The following is a 19588-nucleotide window of genomic DNA, read 5'->3' on the forward strand; positions in this document are numbered from 1 at the left end:
GTATTACAATAGGTGGACAGATAACTGTTCACTTCTTCCTCTGGCCAAGCAACCGCCCATTCAAGCTTGCCTTGTTGATCAGAAAAATCAACAGTACCTGCAAAAATTTTAAGACCAGGCGTTAGACAATTTTCTTTTTCAAGAAGCTGCTGTAGAAAATCTTCCAAACCATTTGGGAAATGTATTTTTTCAGATTCAGGGACTTTACCAGCAAGGCCATGGGCTTCTAACAAAGCAGGATCACATTTCCAGCGGATCTCAACGCCCCTGAACAAATAGGCCTTTGATCTGGCCATTTTGTAGATTAATCCTGGCTTAAACTCAGCATATTCTTTAAAAATCTCGGCATCAGGCTTAAAGCGTAAACTTGTTCCGCGCCTATTGCTGACCGGGCCCATGTCGATGATAGACGTCAGTGGATGACCTCGACTATAGCTTTGCTGATAGAGCTTGCGATCGCGTGCAATCTCGATCTCAAGTTTTTCTGACAAAGCATTCACAACAGATAGACCAACCCCGTGCAATCCACCTGAGGTTTGGTAGACTTTGTTTGAGAATTTTCCACCAGAGTGAAGCGTTGTTAAAATAACCTCAAGCGCTGATTTTCCTGGGAACTTCTTATGTTCATCCACAGGAATGCCGCGCCCATTATCCCGCACTGTTAAATAACCTTCAGCATCCATTTCAACTTCAATACGCGTTGCAAAACCCGCAACTGCCTCATCCATTGAGTTATCAAGAACTTCAGCAAATAAATGATGGCACGCCTTTTCATCTGTACCACCAATATACATGCCAGGCCTGTGCCTTACTGGCTCGAGCCCCTCTAAAACCTGAATATCTTCAGCTGAGTATGCTTCTCCTGGCCTTTGGGCCAGCTGTTTATTTTCTTCAAAAAGATCAGTCATTATGCGTTACTTCCTGTGCAAGTGACGGCATCATCAAAGATGATGAGACACCTTGACTCTCATACAAAAATCCCTTCACTTCACGCATCAACAATTTATGAAAGAGACTTGAAATAGAAGCTTCCATATCTGTATCCGTGAAGCTAAATATCTCTTCAAACGGTGTTTTTTGAGGCGGGTAATAAATAAGATTCAAATCTTTTTGATCCGTCAAACCGAGTTTTTCAGTCATCAAATCTCTGGCAACATCCATCCCACCAAGGGCGTCAACAAGACCAAATTCAAGCGCTTGCTTCCCGGTCCAAACACGACCCTTTGCACATTTTTCAACCTCATCCTTCGACATGCCGCGCTGCTGAGAGACAACACTGACAAACCGATCATACAGCATTTCAATAACGCCCTGATATCGAGCACGTTGTACATCATTGAAAACATCTGTCATCGAGCTAATACCAGCAGTACCGCCTGTTGAAATTGATCTCCAGTGAACACCAATCATTTCAGAGAAATCTTTAAAAACAAATTTACCTCCGAAAACACCAATCGATCCTGTCAAACTCAGCTCTTCCGCAACAATTTTATCGCCATGGGCAGCAATCCAATACCCTCCAGAGGCGGCCATATTGGCAATAGATATAATCACCGGTTTTTGATATTTTGTCTTTGCTCTTAAAATCGCCTGACCAATCGTATCTGAGGCAACCGGAGATCCTCCTGGGCTGTTGATTCTTAAAATGATACCTGCTATCTCAGGATCTGCAGCGGCTTTTTCAATTTGATCAGCCAAAACATAGCTTTCAATTTTCCCACTCTCTCCAAAAGGAGCTTGCTTAAAGCCTCTCACAATTTCACCATAAGCGAGAATAAAAGCAATTTTCTTTGGTCCAGTTGATGTCGCGGCTTCTTCTTTGTTTTGATCAGCTTCTTTTTCACCAGAAACTTCTTTGAGTTTTGAGGTCAGAGCATCTACTTTTAACTGCATGTCTGTTGGATTGTCTTTTAAACTTTCTGCATATTTGAAGATTGATAAATATTGTGCCTCTTCATCTAGTGTTTTCAAATAGCGCTCTTTGACATCTTGGTAATAAGCAATCTCTTGAACAAGCTTATGTTTTTCAAGCGCCTCTGTATCAAAGTACGGGCCATTGGTGAAAACCTCTTTAAATTGAGCTGCATCAAATTTTTGATCGGCTGACACATCGCGCACGATTGCCTCTTCATACTGAGTCATCAAATCCTTTTCCATTTCATAATGCGCTGCTGAAAAATCATCTCGCTCAAATGGCTCAACAAAAGACTTATAATCACCAACATGCAGAAAATCAGGCTTTATACCAAATTTTTCAAAGAAATCTTTTCCAAAAGGCATTGTAATGTAGAGACCACTGAGCCCAACCATACCTGTTGATTGCAGTGAAATTTTTTCACATGATGATGCTAGATAATAATCAAATGAAGCTGATCCTTCTTCCCCAAACGTATCAGCATGAAGACTACAGGCTTTGCCTTTACTCATAAAATTTTTAAGCGCACGACGAAACTCTTGAATTTCTCCCGGTCCAAATACAGGGCTTTGATATTGAATGAAAATTCCTTTCACACGATCATCATCTGCTGCATGATCAATACTATTAATCAACACTCTATAGTCTTTAGGAGCTGAGAAAAAATAACTAAAATTATCCAATGACGTCATTTCCTGAATCGATTGATTCAATTTCAATGTCAGGACCACTTTCTCTGGAATCTCAACCTTCTCTGATTTTAAGCTTTTGACAATAAGAACTGACAAGCCGACAATCATTAGAATCGACAAAATTCCGATAAAGGCAAAAAATCGTACAATATATTTTAGCAAGATCATGAAGAACTCCTATGAGATAAATAAGGATCTGTTACGGCAAGGATAGATTAGCTGAGGATTGTTATAGCCGCAAGAGAAATGATAAGAAGAAAAACAAATGCAATCCCTGCAGGCCTTAAAAAAGATATATTCCAAGGAACGCCAAATACCCGATTATCTAAATTGATTTCAGCCTGTGCGGCTAATATATCTTCTAGATGAGACTCCTGAACAGCCTTACGAACAGAACTGGTAAAGATCACTTCTTGATCCGCAGATAATGTATTCATATTAAATTTTTCTCTGACAATCCGAATCTCATTTTGTTTTTGATGAATCAGCCTATCTGCTTCTTCTTCAGCCATATACTCATCATCAAAAATGGACGCAATCATCCATTTTGATTCTTTTTTCTCTTGTATCTCAAAAGTAACACGTATACTCATTCTCTACAGCTCAGTCTGAGGGATTAATTGTTCGTCTTCTTGACGCTTTGTTTGGTATTTTAAATCAATTTCATGAGCATAAGTATCATATTTATTTGAACTAATCCCACCCAAGATCGAATCAATTGATGTTCCATCTTTAGATAAAGGCAATAAAATCATCCGATAAATGATTGTATGCTCATCATCCACGATTTGCCCACCAAAAATGTAAGGCGCTTCTTTATTCATCACAAAAGATATATTCGATAAGGCATGTTGAATCAAGGACGTTGAGGGAATCTGAAAGAGAGATGTATAAAATTCATTCTTCCAATCCTTTGTTTTCAAAGAATTTCCCATATAAGTAAAATGCCACTCTGATGGATTTTCATTAAGCTCAAGCAAAAAACACTGATCCCATAATCCAAAGGTATCAAACCTGTTAAAATCATCCTGAGACGGAAATCTTTTATCTTTCTTAAACTGATCCCATATCTCCAAAAGACCAAAAACAAATCGTTTTTCTGTTAAAGCTGAAAAATCTGTACTGACACTTTCTTGCATATGACCCATCGAGATAAGGTGAACTACATTGATAATAAAAGATTTTTAGTATCGTACATCATCCTAGCAGATTCTACTGCTACTTGGAATGAGAAAAAAATTCAAAAAACCCAACTTTAGTCTTGACGAATTGTAAAAAGACCATTATTGTTCCTCTATTGTCACACATTGTGGGCCCGTAGCTCAGTCGGTAGAGCATCTGACTTTTAATCAGAGGGTCACAGGTTCGAATCCTGTCGGGCTCACCATTTTACAGACTTTCATTCCCGTCCTCAAATTTAAATCTCGAAAACCCTTGGCTGCTATCCGGAACCCATAACTATTTCTCTTGCTTTCGTTTCAGAAACAACTGGAATTTGTGTTTTTTTGACAAAGTTATTTTCAATTGGAAATTTTATCTCTTTTTGAATGAAATGCGTTGCAACATCAACAGTCACGGGCTTTGAAAATAAATAACCTTGCCCATAATGACAGCCTGAGCGTTCTAAAATATCAAATTGTCCTATTGTTTCAATGCCTTCAGCAACAATTTTAATATTCATATCCTTGGCAAGATTTAAAATACTCATCACAACCCGATATGTTTTATCATCAAAAGTAATACGATCAACAAAGCTCTTATCAATTTTGAGCACATCAAAAGGAAAATGATGCAAATAGCTTAAAGATGAATAGCCTGTCCCAAAATCATCGATACAAAGCGTTACCCCTTTTCCCTTCAATAAAATCAACTTATCAAACATTTGCTTTGAATCATGCATAATCATCGATTCCGTAATTTCAAGCTTCAGAGTCGATAATGGAATTTTAGCCTTATCCAAAATACCCAACAATCTATCAAAACTACGATCATCCATCAATTGCTTGACAGATACATTGATCGCAAGAGATGGCGGATGCTTAAATTGCTTTGCCCAAAGCCTTTGTTGGTGACAACCTGATTTCAAAACAAACTCACCAATACCTCCTATTAAACCTGTTTGTTCTGCAATTGAAATAAAATCAAGAGGCGGGATAAAACCTTTTACAGGATGACACCATCGAATCAAACTTTCAAAACCTTCAATCTTGCCTGTTTGCAAATCAATAATAGGCTGATAATAAACAATAAATTGATCCTTAGAGAGAGCATGCTGTAAATCTGTTTCTATCTCTAAGTTTTCTAACATATGCTTATGACGGCCTTCATCAAAAACTTGTGCTTTTGCTTTACCTTCTGATTTAGCACTATACATTGCAAGATCTGCATAACGCATAACATCATCCGCGTGAGTTGATTTATGATCAATGATCGATAACCCAATACTTGCACTTAAAATAATTTTTTTCTTCCCAATATAAAATGGAGCTGCAAATTCTCTTAAAACTCTATCGGCAATTTGCGTTGCATCATCCGCATGATCAATCTCAGAAAGCAATAAAGCAAACTCATCTCCGGCAAGGTGAGATAAAGTATCATTTGGCCGGATAAACTTCTTCAACCTTTCTGCAACAGCTTGAATCACTTCATCTCCAACATTGTGCCCATATGTATCATTGATCACTTTAAATCGATCCAAATCAATCAGCAAAAGAGCGGCTGGCCGTTCCCCCAAACGCTTTTCTCTATTAATCACTTGCTGTAATCGATCAATAAAAAGTGCTCGATTCGGCAATCCCGTCAATGCATCATAAAAAGCCGCTTTATAAAGAGTCTGTTCATAATTTTTACGCTCTGAAATATCTGTGATCGAACCAGCGAGACGAATCGGCCGATTCTTAATATCAAACTTTCCAAGCCCACTAATGAAAACCCAAAAATACATCCCTTCTCTATCTCTTATACGCGCTTCAAGTTCTATTCTTTTAGAAAATTTTCTCAAATGTGTTTTGACCTCACGATAAAAAAACAAACGATCTTCTGGATGCACAAAGAATAAAAATTCTTTAAGGGAAATCCCAACTTCCGGTTTCCAATCATCTCCAAAAATTCTTTCCGCTCTTTGAGAAAAAATCACTCTCTTCTTTTCAAAATCATAATCCCAAACAATATCATTTGCAGCTCGGCTCACAAGTTCATATCGCTCTTTACTATCAAGCAGAGCACTTGTTTTTTGACGCAGCTCCTTATTCACCTCCATCACTTCTTCTGACATTATTTGACTTGCGTGAACTGATATTTTGCGCCCTTTATCTTCCTCTTCATAAGCCTGATCAATAAGCAACAAAAGCTTCTTAATATCAAGCTCTCCCGAATCATTCATACAGCGCGAAAGTTGATTCCTCAATAAGGGATGATGTAAATCATCCTCTAAATCATTAAAAACCTCTATCAACTTAATATTCATTTGAATTAATCAACCATGTTATTTTTCTGCAAAAGTCGTAATCGCCATTGTCTTATTATGCAGTTCACACTTATCACTCAAAGCATGCGGTGCAATTTCTCCGTATGAATAGAAGCCAATCTTTTTATTTTTGGCTCCCAGCACTTTTGAAACAGTATCTACTTCTTGAATAACCCGCTGACCCATCAATATCTTACGACCGATACAGCTAATCACTATTGAACATTGATTCTGAGCTTCTGGCAAGACAATGGATGAAACTTTTTCAGCGGCTCTACCTGCAGCCTCAACAATTGCATCTATTTTTCCCCACATCAATTGAGCTGTATAGCCCGTTGGAATATCACCTGCAAAAGTCATACTTTGCTCTTCTTCATTCACACTCAGAATTGTCCGCACCAGCATCTCATCTTTTTTGTCTCCATCCCAGATAGCCAAAGGAAATAACAAAGCACTGGCAGGCAAATGATCAGCTTCTGGCCCTAAATATTTTTTATACAATTCTAAGGCAGGCTTTCCATCTAATTCATAAAGAACATTGCCTTGAGAAGTCGTCACAATTCTTTCTGGCCCAAACACCTCCCATCCATCATAACTACCATGATGATAAGATAAGTCTTTTCCATAAAACCCAATACCAACAACTTGATGAGACAGAGGATGTCCATTTGCAGAAACCCATGTCTGTTTGAATCGATCTTGATCCCCCGCAAGACCTCCTGTCACAGGTATCTTACGTTTTGACAAAGCATCAAAACCACTGACTAACTCTGATCCATTGACAGACAACCCATCTGAGAGAACAAAAACACCCTTCAAATCTTCTTGATCAAGTGCCTTTGTAATGTTTTGACCAATTTGACAACAATCACTTCCTTGAATAAAATTTTCAACAACCATTTTTACATAGCCTTTTTCGAACTCAATCGCTGTATAAACCACACTATCATTTAAAATTAAATCATGAATAATTTCACCACCCGTTGAGCATCCGGCAATTTGAGCATTTGGGAACTGTTTTCTGAGATCATCATAAGCTGTACTCGCCGTCTCTTGATCTGTGCTCCAAAAATAAAGAACCAAAGTGACTTTAGAAGAATTGACTTCACCTTCTGTTAGAACAAGGCCTTGATCATTACGCCATCTTCCTTGAGAAATTCGCATATAACCTCCTTATTTTATCTTTTAAATCATTTTAGACCGATCCCTTTAAGAAAATTATAAAATGAAGTCCATTTTTCAAAATATTAATCATTTTCTAAAAAATTTAGGATTGAATAAGACTAAGTATTTATCTCATCTTTCATAATGGAGTCTGTCTTGGTTGCCCTCAAAGAACAAAGTAATCAATATATTTGGTTAGATCATTACCCTGACAATGTCAACTGGTTCTCAAAATTCGAACATAAATCTCTCATTGATATGATTGATGACTCCTGTTCAGAATTTGCAGACCATTCATGCCTTGATTTTATGGGGAAAAAATACACCTTTCGCGAAACAGAACAAATGATCAATCGCTTCGCCAAGGGCCTTCAAGATCTAGGCGTTACAAAAGGAACACGCATCGGACTTCTTCTCCCAAATGTCCCTTACTACATCTTTGCTTATTTTGGTGCGCTGAAAGTTGGGGCAACTCTTGTTAATTTTAACCCCCTCTATGCTGAAAAAGAACTGCAACACCAACTAAGCGATAGCGAGTGTGAGTATATCGTGACACTTGATGCAAAACTCATTATGAGTAAATTACCTTGTCTTCTTGATAATAAACATTTAAAGAAAATCATTGTTTGTCAAATGCAAGACCTACTCTCCTTTTTCAAAAAAACATTCGTCTCTCTTTTTGGCTCAAGTCAACTGAGCCCTATTCCAAAAGATGAAAAATATTTATGCGCTGCAAAACTCATTGAGAATGAAGGTGATTACCAGCCTGTTCAAATTTCACCTTCTATTGATGTTGCTCTCATTCAATATACCGGGGGCACAACCGGCACACCAAAAGGAGCAATGCTAACGCACGAAAATCTTTATGCCAACACAAAACAAACTGAACTCTGGTTTGAAGGCATAGAAAAAGGGTATGAAAGAATGCTTGGCGTTATCCCCCTCTTCCATGTTTTTGCAATGACAGGCGTCATGAATATGGGCATAAAAATTGGCGCTGAAATCACCCTTCTTCCAAAATTTAATGTTGAAGAAGTCCTCAGCATCATCAGCTCCAGCAAAATCACCCTTTTTCCAGCTGTTCCAACAATTTTCAATGCAATCTTACATGAAAAGACTCTCTCTCACTATGATATTTCATCACTCAAAATGTGCATCTCTGGCGGAGCACCTCTCGCAATGGAAACGAAGGCTGAATTTGAAGACATCACTGGCTGCAAATTGGTTGAAGGATATGGACTCACTGAAACATCGCCTGTTACAGCTATAAACCCTATCTTCGGTATCAATAAATCCGGATCTGTAGGCCTACCACTCCCTCAAACAATTGTTGAAATTATTGATCCAGCAGACCAAACGACCATTAAGCCTGTCTATGAAAAAGGAGAAATTTGCATCAGAGGACCTCAAGTCATGAAAGGCTATTGGAAAAATCAAAAGGAGACTGATCAAGTGCTCATCAATGGTACTTTCCATACAGGCGACATTGGCTATATGGATGAAGATGGTTATATTTTCATTGTTGACCGAATTAAAGACCTCATCATTGCCGGTGGATACAATGTCTATCCTCGCCATGTCGAAGAAGCTATCTACCTACATCCATCTGTCAAAGAATGTATCGTTGCAGGGATTCCTGATCAATATCGCGGGCAAACTGTAAAGGCCTATATTGTGCTAAAGGATGGAACATCTCTAACTGAGCAAGACTTGGCTCTTTTCTTAAAAGATAAGCTCTCTCCGATTGAATTGCCTAAAATCGTTGAATTTAGGACGGATCTTCCTAAAACAATGATCGGCAAGCTCTCCCGCAAAGATGTGCTGGCATCTGAAAAGTAGCTTGGCAAGTCAGAAAGCAGGATATTATATCTTCAGAACGTGCTTCTTCAATGAGTGTCTGAAAGGCATCTCTTTTATCTTATTTTTAAAACGAAGATGTTTCGGCAGTGTAATGCCAAGGACTGCAGTTTCAAGACTTATCAGTTTTTCAACCACTTTCTTGTCAGTCTTCGATAAAGTCTTCCAATCAATCCCATTGCCGGTAAAATCAATCCGCATCAATGCATTAATTTCAGCACCATCTTCTGTCACTATTAAGGGGAGGTGATCTAGCTCTGCTGGAAGTGTATCAATAGCAGTATTTTTTATAGACAAATTTGTTAATCCGGGATTCATCAACAAACTTGATGGCAGGCTCGAAATCATCGTATTCGACAATTCAACTTCATATAAATCTTTGCAGTTCTGGAAACAATCTGGTATTTCTGTAAATAAATTACCCTCTAATTTCAAATTTCTTAAAGCGGGTCTTATCGCACACTCAGGAAACTCTGCAAGGCGACACCCGGAAAAATCAAAGCTAAAACTCGATTCCTTATGACTCAAAGAGAGCTGGACATTCATAGGAAGCATAACTAAATTTTGATTATTATAGGTAAAACTACTATATCCAGTATTGTGTAGTTGCTCAGCACAGTCTTGATAGGCTAAAAAAGCATCTGATAGTGAAATTCTGTTTTCACCTTTTTGCTTGAGAATTTTATTTGCCTTTCGACGCAATGCATTAAATTTTATAATATGCTGTGAAATGGCAATAGGATCACGCATTAACGAAATGAATGATAAACCATTCAATACTGCCATAAGAGACAGTTTATTTTCAGAAGCAATTTGCATGACGATCCTTTGAGCTTTCCGAAATACCTTCCATTGACCTTTATCAAACTCTGAAAATTGTACTTTTGGGAAAAGGCGATCATACTCATAATTATCAATCATTGTCCGCTGAGCTTTCGTAGCACATGTTTTAGCCAAAGCTTGCAATTTTGCATAATTCTTTGGCTCGATCACTCTCAAAGTTTCCAATATTGGAGACGGCGCACCTTTTTCACCAAGGAGAGCTCCAATCACTTTTTCTCTGTTCGCAATAATATCAGCCACACTCAAATGACTATTATCTACCACGACATTATGCTGTGAAAGCCTCACTCCATCAGGACTTTCTGATGAGGCTGATGATTCAACCTTCTGAGAAAGACTTTCAGAAGACTTTGACACAGTTCTATCACCTGTCTGCTCTGGTGTCAGTTCTCTTGAACTACTTTGTGAATCAATACTAGCTAATCCTGCCATTTTCCTATGCCTTTCAATACAAAGTGATTTTAAAAAATATTAAACTAAATGTACTCTAATAGAGCCTGAAACACAACAAAAAACAAACATTTTTGATCTCCCCTCCTTTATATTATGAAATTTTATTAAATTTTTGCTATAATAAGCATATAAAGACTAAGGAATGGAGAGTTGAGCATGGATTATTTAACACTTCAATTACAGGACTATCGTTTAACAACTGCTGAGATCCTATATCGCCTTCCTGATCATCCAGATATCTTGCAATTTTACATTTGGCAAGAATTTGACTTAGCACCCAAATTCCCAGTTTTGATGCAGTTCCTCGTTTATTGGGAGAAAAATTTAGACGGACCTCTGCATTCTGTCAAAATCGCCTCATCAACCTTGATCAAACCTTGTTTGGTAACGTTTCGCAATGGGGAATTTACTGTTTAGATCCGTCACGATACAAATGATGCTTCCGGATAATATCAATCACTGGCTCACTGAGCATTGATTCGAGAGAGCCACCTTCGCTTAAGATCTTCTTCGCCTTTGTGGATGAAAACCCTTTCTCATCTGAATGAGCATCAACAACCGCCGCCATTTTCTTTTGTCCGATCTTTCCTTCCAGAGACTTTATACCATCTCCTTCTCTCATCACGACAAAAAATGATTCAACAGGCAGCGCCATACATCCACCCACTGTGTGCTCATAATGCATTTCAGTCAATAAATTTCCTGTCATAAATGTTGATAAAGCTTGCTCGCTTTTTGCAACCGCAAGGGCTGTATCTGAGCCAACAATTCCAATAAAAGACATGCCTGCAAAGACTGGTTTTACAAAACCATTTTTAGAAACATCTGGCTCGGTCAGTGTATCTTGCAATTTTTTTGGTGGAAATCGCGTCACAATAATTGTCGGATGCTTCTCAAACACAGCAAAAAGAATATCAAGACGCCTTTGAACATCGATACGCCTTTTAAAGGTATCTCCGCCCCAAGATGGATAGACAATCACATAATTACAAAGATCGTTTTCAAGACATAGGCTCGCGACCTTCTCATGTCCTTTGTGTAAAGGATCAAACGATCCAATATAATAGCCCACTCTTTGATGGCTCAAAGTTTTCTCCAATTGACCATTATCGATCAACTCTTCTAATACCAACCCATTGGCACAAGTCGCCCACAAAACGGCAACCATAAAACTCAATAATATACGCATTTATTCTCTCCAATCTAACATAAAGTAACTCTCCTACTCTCTATCGTTTAACCACATCTTCTGCACCCAGATAATGATAGCCGTGAAAAGGAATATGACGACCTTTGCACTCAGCTTCTACAGATTCCAAAAAGCCTAAACGATCGTCAAACATAATAATTTCATTGGGCGTCAAAGAAAGCCTATCTAAAACGACTCCCATAACAGGACCTTTATGCTCACCATCTGTTACAATAATCCCCTTATAGAAAACCGGATGCCGCTTAAAACCTCTGATGTCAAAATCAAGATCATCAAAATCACCTTCAAAACCTAGTTCTTTCAAATGATCATATCGCCATTTTTCTAATCGATCATGCTGCCAAGATTTCCCTGTATTCATTGCCGTAATAGCCAATATAGAAATCTGACGTTTCTTGAGCAACTCAATTTTCTCAATAATACTTGGCTCAATAAGCGGAGGATTTTCATGATACGAGTCCGCATTGCTCATATATAAATTTCCTTGGTGAATCAAGGTCTGATCCACATCAAACAAAACAAGAGAACCTGGCAACCCGAGCTGACTGAAATCAACTTCGTCAAAAGACTGAATATCACTGATAGAACCTGTTCTCGTAAAAAAGAAAGCGACTGAAGCAAAAATCGCAATACAAAATAACAGACCTCTAATTTCCTTCATTGAGATTTTCCTATTCGATTTACAACACTTTCCCCACGGCTATGTCCTCAGAACCAGCTTCATAGCCATCCGGATCATGAAAAGCCATCTCACTATATCCATTCTTCCTGTAAAAGCCAAGAGATGCTTGCCTTGATTCCGCATGAATACTCTTGCACCCTTTTCGCTGAAGCCATTTTTCGCACAGGGCCAAAAAGATACTCCCAGCACCCTGATTTCGCTTTTCTTCATCAATCACAATCATGCGCATGGCAACTCTCTGCTCTGGCCAAAGCTGCAAATGAGTATATCCAATAACCTCTGAGCCTTGATAAAGAACCAGATGTTCATGCTCCGGATGCTTAAAAGTCCATTCATACGGATCTACAATCCCTGCAGGCTCAAAAAAGTATTTTTTGCGAAAAGACTTGGCTGCTTTCCATTCAGCATAATGCGTGCATTTCATCAATCTGATGCGATTAAATCCTGTTGCTTCAATCACACGTCGGATAAAAGCATCCTTGCCCAAATTATAGCCTGTAAAAGCTGATTCTTTTTTCTCAAAAGACGTTGGATCATCAAGCAGCCTATATTTAAGGGCTGCATACTCATCCCTCACATCAGGATGAGCCCTGAGATAATCTCTGAATAATAAATTGAGTTCAATCTCAGGGTGGCCCTCTTCATAAACATGCAGATTGACATCTACATCGCCTCGTTTCGCAAACCCATAATGCAATGGAATATTATATTCACCTTTATAAAAATAACCGATCGCCTCAAAGAGTGGGATAAGTGCTGCCGGATCGACCACAACGGCAATGATATCAATTTTAGGCTTTGCCGCAAGACCTGGCACTGAGGTTGAGCCCACATGGTGAATCGCAAGACAAGCATCATCCAGTTTTTTCTGGATCAATTCTGCCTCAAAGGCAAAAAAATGTGGCCACTCCGGATTATAAGGAACGACTTCGATATCTTGTGTTGTGCTCATCGAATTTTCTCAAAACGATATTTTACTTAGATTTTTTGCCGCTCGTTTTTGTCTGGGTACTTGCAAAATAAGAAAGACACTCTTCACGATTTGCTCTAAAGCCATCTCTGATCCACCATCTTTCAAGCTCTTTCAATGCCTGACCTAGCTCAGCACCTTCAGTCAAGCCTTGGGCTTTCAAATCTTCACCCGTTACAGGGAAGGTAACAGGCTTCCAAAAACGTGTTTGAATCAAAGATGCACATAGATCCGTGATCGATCCATGATGCAAGGCAGCATGCAAAAATAATATATCCCGAACCGTCTCAACACTGTAATGATAGAGATAGAGATTAATCTCTGCAGGATCTTGCAAGAGCTTGTCCTTCTTTGGCTTTTGTAGCAGCTTGATCTTTTTATCAATCGCTGCAGATAAAGCAAATGCTTCCATAAAATCGTTCTTCTCAGGAGCTAAAGCAATTAAACGACGCAAAGGCTTAATCTCACCATATTGAGCTTCAAAAGAAATAAGACGCTCTAACACATCGATGTCCGTTACTTCAGGAATAATCTGCTGCAAAATGCCATTTTCAAGCATGTATCTTAGTGTTGGCACAGGATCTGAAGCTGATAAGAGATGTAAAAACTCATCACGAATACGCTCTTTTGACAAAGTTTTCAACAGTTCCTTATGCTTGATAATCGCCCGCCTGCCTTCTTTGTCAACAGGGGGAAATCCGTAATGAGCATAAAATCTAAAATAACGGAGCATCCGTAAATTATCTTCAAGAATTCGATCCTCAGCTTTTCCAATAAAGCGCACACGTCCTGCCCTTAAATCGGCAATTCCCATGAAAGGATCATAAAGCTCTCCGCGTAAATTACACGACAGCGCATTAAATGTAAAATCACGTCTTTTTGCATCCTCATGCCAATTATCCGTGTAAGACACAACAGCATGACGACCATCTGTTGCAACATCTTTACGCAAGGTTGTGATATCAATTTTAAAGTGAGGCAGAATAGCTGTGACCGTCCCATATTCAATACCTTGTGTTAAGGTTTTGACTTTGTATCTATTTAAAAGATCAATCACTTGCTCAGGAAGCAAGGGCGTTCCAATATCTATATCCTTGATAGGTCTTTTCAAAAGACAGTCCCGCACACAACCACCAACAAAACGCGAATCAATCCCACCTCTGCAAAGCAGAGATAGGAGCTGTTGGACCTCTGGGTGGACAAGCTCGTTTTGAAGTTTAATCCATCCAGTTGGCTTTTGACGTGTCGACATTTTTTGAGACCTATTGAATTTGAGTATTTGCATCGATTATCTATTCTTTTTCAGTTTTCGTTTTTTCCATGTGACTTGGAACCAGTTTATTATTCTCGTACCGAGGCGGTATATATTTTCCAGTTGGATCTGACCCTCCAAATGTTGTCACTAAAATCAAAACCAATATCATCAGCATAACTCCTAAAAATAATAAAGGAGGAAATGCCTTCCGATCTGTTAGATCAAAAAACTTGTGTTTTTGATCTTTTTCCCTCTTTGAATTCACATAGGCTTTATAAATAAAATAAAGCACTAACGGTAAAAACAACGGGATCAAAAGCATGATGATTCTTTGGACCATAGTGAAGCGATCATATCCTGTGTGCATGTCATTAAAAATGAACCATTCGATCATAATCCATTATTCCTTATAAAATTGCAAGAAAATTGCTTTCCAATTTTTAAAAAAAACATATAATAAAGCCCTTGTAATAAGTAAAAAAAGATCAAAAAAATGACCGGCCTTCTCTTTCCTATTGATGATGCCCCCCTCAAACCAAGCTTTGAGCATGAATCCAACCTTGCTCAAAAACACAATGCCTTACCAATAGGGACCGATGAAGTTGGCAGAGGATGTCTTGCAGGACCAGTTTTCGCAGCAGCTGTTTTCATCCCTCAATTAACACTCCCTACAGCCTTACTCGACACGATTCGCGATTCAAAAAAAATTCCAAAAGCAAAATTGCATGATATCTCACAACAAATACATGAAATCTGCATTGTATCAATTGCAGAAGCGTCTGTTCGCGAGATTGAAGACATCAATATTCTTCACGCCTCATTACTCGCGATGAAACGCGCTTGCGATTCTTTACACGAAAAGCTAAAACACAATCTTCCAAAAGAAAATTTCTGTGTCATCGTCGATGGCATTTATCTCCCGCAAGTATCAATGCCAGGTCAAACCCTTAAGCAGGGAGATGCAAGATCCTACTCAATTGCATCGGCTGCCATTGTGGCTAAAGTTGAACGCGACAAACTCATGAATAAGCTCGCAGAGGAATTTTCGCACTATGGTTGGGAAACAAATGCAGGTTACGGAACCAAAAAACATTTGGATGCAATTCAAGCCCATGGTATCACACAACACCATCGTAAAAGCTTTCTCAAGGGGCAAACACAATAAAGACAAATCGATACCAAAAAATTTTCATTTCCAATTTTGTTCTAATTATGTAAAGTATGACTAGATCTAAAATCATTGAAGCAAGGATATCCACATGAATTGGCTAACAAATTTTGTAAAACCAAAAATCAAATCTCTCGTAACACCAAGTCACGAAGTCCCAGACAATCTATGGCTTAAGTGTAATGCTTGTGAAGCGATGGTCTTTCACCGCGACCTTGAAAACAACCTCAACGTATGCCCTCAATGTGGCTCACATCACAGAATTGGCCCTGAGGAAAGATTACGACTTATGTTTGACAATGAGAAATATACAACTGTGGATATTCCAGATGTAACGGTTGATCCTCTCAAATTCAAAGATATGAAAAAATACCCTGACAGACTCAAAGAAGCCCGTCAAAAAACAGGACATAAGGACGCATTACTGATTGCACATGGCACGATTGGGGGCCAAAACGCAGTTGTTGCTGTCTTTGACTTTAATTTCATGGGCGGCTCTATGGGAATGGCCGTGGGAGATGGTCTTTTGAAAGCAGCCGAGCTTGCCGTTGAAAAACGTGCAGCCTTCATTACTGTGCCAGCCTCAGGCGGTGCGCGAATGCAAGAGGGCATTTTATCGCTCATGCAACTCCCTCGTTCTGTTGTTGCCGTTGAACGTGTCAAAAAATCAGGTCTGCCTTATATTGTCCTTCTAACAGACCCAACAACAGGTGGTGTCAGCGCATCATTTGCAATGCTTGGAGATATTCACATTGCAGAAAAAGGAGCCCTCATTGGCTTTGCTGGTGCACGTGTTATTGAAAATACCATTCGCGAAAAACTACCTGAAGGATTCCAAAAAGCTGAATACCTAGAAAAACACGGAATGGTAGACATTGTCACCGACCGCAAACAACTCAAATCGACTCTTGAAAGAATCATATCACTTTTAATGCAACCCAAAAAAGCATCTGCTGCAGCTTAATGATATCTGACGAGCTTCCTTTTAATTACCCACGACTGATCGATGGGGACATAAGCCTTACAAGATTTTTGAAAGCGCTTGATCTCTTCGATTCTCCGCATAAGAAATTACAGAATATCATTCATATTGCTGGAACCAATGGGAAAGGCTCAACCTCAGCCTTTCTCAAATCTATCCTCACAGAAGCTGGCTTTCGAGTGAATCGCTTCATCTCTCCCCACCTTGTCTCGCTGTATGAAAGAATTGAGCTCAGTCAAACACAAATTTCTGCTGGTCAATTTGAACACTACCACACGATAGCCAAAACAAAACTCAGCGAACATAACATCGCTTTATCCTTTTTTGAAATGCTCACGCTCATTGCCTTTCTGGCCTACCTTGATCACCCTGCTGATTATATCATTCTTGAGACCGGACTTGGCGGAAGACTCGATGCAACAAATGTTATTGAAAACCCTCTTGTAACCCTCATCACACGGATTGCCCTTGATCATCAAGCTCTTTTGGGCAATAGTCTTGATCAAATTGCAGCAGAAAAAGCGGGTATTTTTAAAAAGGGAACGCCAGCCTTCACAATTGCTCAGGAACCAATCGTTCTTGATGTCCTTCAAAATCAAGCTAACAAGCTTCAAGTCCCCCTCTTTGTTCAAAATAAAGAGGGGTCTTGCATAATCAATGACAAAAAAGCTGAACTCCCAGGTCATAAAATCTTTTCCTATACCCCTCAATTTTTAACCGCTTCTTACCAACATGAAAATGCGGCCCTTGCAATAGCCGCAGCTATTCATCTTTATCCAAACATCGATCTAAAACACATAGAAACCGGAATCAAACAGGCTTATCATCCCGGCCGCTTCCAGAAATGGAGATCTGTTGATGGATGTCAACTATGGCTTGATGGTGCACACAATCCAAATGGTGCAGCAGCTCTTTCGAAAACACTTATCGATATGAAACAAAAATCATCTGCTACAAAGATTGCTCTTTGGCCTATGCTCTTATCCAATCGATCATTTGATGATTTTTTAGACCCTTTTCAAAAGCACCAAATCATCGATCACTTTTTGCCACCGCCTCTTGAAGCAAAATTCACACTGATGAGCGAACATGATTACCATTTCGCAGATACAGTCAAAGACCCCTTTATCAAAATTTTGCATCATTCTATACAAAATGGCAGTACTGATATCGTCATTTGTGGCTCGCTCTACTATATCGGCTGGTGCCTTAAAAATGAGCACATCCTTTTTGAAAATACATCTCATTGAATTTAAAAGAAACCTAAAAATAGAGATCAAGGCTAGACTAGGCTCTTGCATTTTTTCAGATCAATTTTCATAAAGATCTTGTGATTTCGCGATTTTATTTTTAAAATCAACCTATACATCCTAATCATAATTAAAATACACGGAGCCCTCTATGATCGATCTTTATATGCCTGAAGTCCCTACTGAATTAAAGCCAAAAATTCTTGTGATTGGCGTTGGTGGTGCTGGTGGTAATGCTGTCAATAATATGATCCGCTCAAAACTGGAAGGCGTTGAGTTTGCTGTTGCCAATACCGATGCACAGGCTCTTGCTCATTCACTCGCAGGCAAAAAATTACAAATCGGCGCAACGCTCACACGTGGCCTCGGCGCAGGATCGCGTCCTGATGTTGGGAGAGCCGCTGCTGAAGAACAACTTGCTGAGCTCAATGAGATTCTTGACGGTTGCAACATGGTCTTCATCACTGCTGGTATGGGCGGTGGAACAGGTACAGGAGCAGCGCCTATCATTGCTCAAACAGCTCGCGAAAAAGGCATTCTAACCGTTGGCGTTGTCACAAAACCTTTCCATTTTGAAGGCGCGCACAGAATGCGCACCGCTGAATCAGGGATCGAAGAGCTTCAACAGTTTGTTGACACACTGATCATCATTCCAAACCAAAATCTTTTCCTCGTTGCCAATGAGAAAACAACTTTTGCCGATGCCTTTAAAATGGCAGATGACGTATTGTACTCTGGCGTTAGAGGTGTTACCGATCTGATGATCATGCCTGGCCTGATCAACCTTGACTTTGCGGATATTCGTTCTGTGATGACAGAGATGGGTAAAGCGATGATGGGTACGGGCGAATCTTCTAGCGAATCTCGTGCACTTGACGCAGCTGAGGCAGCTATTTCTAATCCATTGCTTGATGAAGTCTCAATGAAAGGCGCGAGAGGCCTGCTGATTAACATCACTGGCGGCCTAGACATGACTCTGTTTGAAGTTGATCAAGCAGCAAAACGCATTCGTGATGAAGTTGATCCAAATGCAAACATCATCTTTGGTTCAACCTTCGATGAATCGATGGATGGCAAAATGCGCGTTTCTGTTGTGGCAACCGGTATTGAACAACCAAATCAAATGAGAAGTCGTTTTGAAGTCATGACCAATCTTGCAGGCGGCAAAGCACAAGCCTACCCTGGACGCGGCCTAGGCGTTGGGGGCATTCAACAGGCAGCCTCTATCTCTGCTGTAACGCCAAAGACAGCACCTCTTCAAGACACAACAAACAAACACAATAGTGCGGGTCAAAAAGCAGATCCTCAAAACCAGAATGAACCACATGCAAATACTGGCCTCAGCTATGAGATGACTGAACAATCTTATGAAATTGATGTCAGAAGCAAAGATGGAAAAGGCTTCTTGAAGAAAATGACCTCATTCGGGAAAAAGATTTTCCAAAAGGAACAGTATGACAATGGAGATGAGATCGTGAGCTATCAATCTGAAGAAATTCGACTTTCTGATCCGCAGATTAGTGCTGCTGAGACATCATTTGAAGATCAAGAAAATAATGCTCCTCACAGCTCAAAGCAAAAGCAATCAACCTTAAAGATGGCAAATCAAATGGCTCAATCGAGAGAATCATCTGAAGAGGACCTCACCATCCCTGCTTTCTTGCGTCGCCAAGTGAATTAA

18 protein-coding genes and 1 tRNA gene are annotated in these 19588 nt (G+C 39.5%); 7 read left to right on the plus strand and 12 right to left on the minus strand.

The features are described from left to right. The 4 genes from KBF71_04965 to KBF71_04980 all read right to left on the minus strand — a co-directional run. Positions 1 to 908, minus strand: a 908-nt coding sequence (locus tag KBF71_04965) for a DNA topoisomerase IV subunit B (GenBank protein ID MBP9877669.1), incomplete at its 3' end; no start/stop codon positions are given. Continuing rightward, the gene (sppA, locus tag KBF71_04970) at positions 901 to 2775 is read right to left on the minus strand and encodes a signal peptide peptidase SppA (GenBank protein ID MBP9877670.1); all 1875 of its coding nucleotides are present in this window, start codon (positions 2773 to 2775) and stop codon (positions 901 to 903) included. The genes KBF71_04965 and sppA, both read right to left, overlap by 8 nt. 47 nt (positions 2776 to 2822) lie before the next feature. Next, positions 2823 to 3200, minus strand: a complete 378-nt coding sequence (locus KBF71_04975; GenBank protein MBP9877671.1) for a hypothetical protein — start codon at positions 3198 to 3200, stop codon at positions 2823 to 2825. A gap of 3 nt (positions 3201 to 3203) precedes the next feature. Continuing rightward, entirely contained in the window at positions 3204 to 3746 is a 543-nt protein-coding gene (locus KBF71_04980) for a PAS domain-containing protein (protein ID MBP9877672.1), read from the minus strand. Between the two features lie 172 nt (positions 3747 to 3918). Here KBF71_04980 and KBF71_04985 point away from each other — a divergent pair. Continuing rightward, positions 3919 to 3994: transfer RNA gene (locus KBF71_04985), tRNA-Lys, on the plus strand. 54 nt (positions 3995 to 4048) lie between these two features. Here the strand turns inward: KBF71_04985 and KBF71_04990 are convergent. Then, positions 4049 to 6073, minus strand: a complete 2025-nt coding sequence (locus KBF71_04990; protein MBP9877673.1) for an EAL domain-containing protein — start codon at positions 6071 to 6073, stop codon at positions 4049 to 4051. Positions 6074 to 6091: 18 nt separating this feature from the next. Beyond that, positions 6092 to 7237 carry an FIST C-terminal domain-containing protein gene (locus tag KBF71_04995; protein MBP9877674.1) on the minus strand — a complete coding sequence of 382 codons (1146 nt, stop codon included), beginning with the start codon at positions 7235 to 7237 and terminating at the stop codon, positions 6092 to 6094. A gap of 144 nt (positions 7238 to 7381) precedes the next feature. On the opposite strand from KBF71_04995, the gene KBF71_05000 reads away from it, so the two are divergent. Continuing rightward, positions 7382 to 9076: a long-chain fatty acid--CoA ligase gene (locus KBF71_05000; GenBank protein ID MBP9877675.1), complete on the plus strand. Its 1695-nt coding sequence runs from the start codon at positions 7382 to 7384 to the stop codon at positions 9074 to 9076. Positions 9077 to 9100: 24 nt separating this feature from the next. On the opposite strand, the gene KBF71_05005 is transcribed toward KBF71_05000, so the two are convergent. Next, a complete protein-coding gene (locus tag KBF71_05005; GenBank protein MBP9877676.1) occupies positions 9101 to 10369 on the minus strand; it encodes a hypothetical protein in 1269 nt (422 codons plus the stop codon). Positions 10370 to 10546: 177 nt separating this feature from the next. Here KBF71_05005 and KBF71_05010 point away from each other — a divergent pair, with 177 nt between their 5' ends. Continuing rightward, complete coding sequence (locus tag KBF71_05010) at positions 10547 to 10807, plus strand: aspartate-semialdehyde dehydrogenase (GenBank protein ID MBP9877677.1); 261 nt, start codon at positions 10547 to 10549, stop codon at positions 10805 to 10807. On the opposite strand, the gene KBF71_05015 is transcribed toward KBF71_05010, so the two are convergent. From KBF71_05015 to KBF71_05035, 5 genes are read right to left on the minus strand one after another with little or no spacing between them, the layout of a single operon-like run. After that, entirely contained in the window at positions 10797 to 11579 is a 783-nt protein-coding gene (locus KBF71_05015) for a hypothetical protein (GenBank protein ID MBP9877678.1), read from the minus strand. The two genes, KBF71_05010 and KBF71_05015, sit on opposite strands and share 11 nt — an antisense overlap. Before the next feature lie 40 nt (positions 11580 to 11619). Next, positions 11620 to 12261 carry a DUF2608 domain-containing protein gene (locus tag KBF71_05020; protein ID MBP9877679.1) on the minus strand — a complete coding sequence of 214 codons (642 nt, stop codon included), beginning with the start codon at positions 12259 to 12261 and terminating at the stop codon, positions 11620 to 11622. Between the two features lie 19 nt (positions 12262 to 12280). Further along, positions 12281 to 13234 (minus strand): GNAT family N-acetyltransferase, encoded by a 954-nt coding sequence (locus KBF71_05025; GenBank protein MBP9877680.1) that lies wholly within the window; start codon positions 13232 to 13234, stop codon positions 12281 to 12283. 22 nt (positions 13235 to 13256) lie between these two features. After that, complete coding sequence (locus KBF71_05030) at positions 13257 to 14504, minus strand: CCA tRNA nucleotidyltransferase (GenBank protein MBP9877681.1); 1248 nt, start codon at positions 14502 to 14504, stop codon at positions 13257 to 13259. A 40-nt stretch (positions 14505 to 14544) separates the two neighbouring features. Next, positions 14545 to 14901 (minus strand): hypothetical protein, encoded by a 357-nt coding sequence (locus KBF71_05035; GenBank protein ID MBP9877682.1) that lies wholly within the window; start codon positions 14899 to 14901, stop codon positions 14545 to 14547. A gap of 99 nt (positions 14902 to 15000) precedes the next feature. Between KBF71_05035 and KBF71_05040 the strand changes: the two genes are divergently transcribed. The 4 genes from KBF71_05040 to ftsZ all read left to right on the plus strand — a co-directional run bounded on the left by KBF71_05040 (position 15001) and on the right by ftsZ (position 19588). Further along, positions 15001 to 15672 (plus strand): ribonuclease HII, encoded by a 672-nt coding sequence (locus KBF71_05040; GenBank protein ID MBP9877683.1) that lies wholly within the window; start codon positions 15001 to 15003, stop codon positions 15670 to 15672. 94 nt (positions 15673 to 15766) lie between these two features. Beyond that, positions 15767 to 16639, plus strand: a complete 873-nt coding sequence (locus KBF71_05045; GenBank protein MBP9877684.1) for an acetyl-CoA carboxylase carboxyltransferase subunit beta — start codon at positions 15767 to 15769, stop codon at positions 16637 to 16639. Further along, positions 16639 to 17907, plus strand: coding sequence for a hypothetical protein (locus tag KBF71_05050; protein MBP9877685.1), 1269 nt, complete (start codon positions 16639 to 16641; stop codon positions 17905 to 17907). The genes KBF71_05045 and KBF71_05050 overlap by 1 nt, the downstream gene beginning before the upstream one ends. A gap of 151 nt (positions 17908 to 18058) precedes the next feature. Beyond that, positions 18059 to 19588: a cell division protein FtsZ gene (gene ftsZ / locus KBF71_05055; protein MBP9877686.1), complete on the plus strand. Its 1530-nt coding sequence runs from the start codon at positions 18059 to 18061 to the stop codon at positions 19586 to 19588.

Source organism: Alphaproteobacteria bacterium (assembly GCA_018063245.1).
GTDB lineage: Bacteria > Pseudomonadota > Alphaproteobacteria > JAGPBS01 > JAGPBS01 > JAGPBS01.

Excerpts from the sequence above, each read along its gene's own strand:
- KBF71_04980 (MBP9877672.1), bottom strand. The coding sequence starts at position 3,746 with ATGCAAGAAAGTGTCAGTACAGATTTTTCAGCTTTAACAGAAAAACGA.
- KBF71_05030 (MBP9877681.1), bottom strand. The coding sequence starts at position 14,504 with ATGTCGACACGTCAAAAGCCAACTGGATGGATTAAACTTCAAAACGAG.
- KBF71_05010 (MBP9877677.1), top strand. The coding sequence starts at position 10,547 with ATGGATTATTTAACACTTCAATTACAGGACTATCGTTTAACAACTGCT.
- KBF71_05045 (MBP9877684.1), top strand. The coding sequence starts at position 15,767 with ATGAATTGGCTAACAAATTTTGTAAAACCAAAAATCAAATCTCTCGTA.
- KBF71_05035 (MBP9877682.1), bottom strand. The coding sequence starts at position 14,901 with ATGATCGAATGGTTCATTTTTAATGACATGCACACAGGATATGATCGC.
- KBF71_05000 (MBP9877675.1), top strand. The coding sequence starts at position 7,382 with ATGGAGTCTGTCTTGGTTGCCCTCAAAGAACAAAGTAATCAATATATT.
- KBF71_05005 (MBP9877676.1), bottom strand. The coding sequence starts at position 10,369 with ATGGCAGGATTAGCTAGTATTGATTCACAAAGTAGTTCAAGAGAACTG.
- KBF71_05015 (MBP9877678.1), bottom strand. The coding sequence starts at position 11,579 with ATGCGTATATTATTGAGTTTTATGGTTGCCGTTTTGTGGGCGACTTGT.
- KBF71_04995 (MBP9877674.1), bottom strand. The coding sequence starts at position 7,237 with ATGCGAATTTCTCAAGGAAGATGGCGTAATGATCAAGGCCTTGTTCTA.
- KBF71_04975 (MBP9877671.1), bottom strand. The coding sequence starts at position 3,200 with ATGAGTATACGTGTTACTTTTGAGATACAAGAGAAAAAAGAATCAAAA.
- KBF71_04990 (MBP9877673.1), bottom strand. The coding sequence starts at position 6,073 with ATGAATATTAAGTTGATAGAGGTTTTTAATGATTTAGAGGATGATTTA.
- KBF71_05025 (MBP9877680.1), bottom strand. The coding sequence starts at position 13,234 with ATGAGCACAACACAAGATATCGAAGTCGTTCCTTATAATCCGGAGTGG.
- sppA (MBP9877670.1), bottom strand. The coding sequence starts at position 2,775 with ATGATCTTGCTAAAATATATTGTACGATTTTTTGCCTTTATCGGAATT.
- KBF71_05050 (MBP9877685.1), top strand. The coding sequence starts at position 16,639 with ATGATATCTGACGAGCTTCCTTTTAATTACCCACGACTGATCGATGGG.
- ftsZ (MBP9877686.1), top strand. The coding sequence starts at position 18,059 with ATGATCGATCTTTATATGCCTGAAGTCCCTACTGAATTAAAGCCAAAA.
- KBF71_05040 (MBP9877683.1), top strand. The coding sequence starts at position 15,001 with ATGACCGGCCTTCTCTTTCCTATTGATGATGCCCCCCTCAAACCAAGC.
- KBF71_05020 (MBP9877679.1), bottom strand. The coding sequence starts at position 12,261 with ATGAAGGAAATTAGAGGTCTGTTATTTTGTATTGCGATTTTTGCTTCA.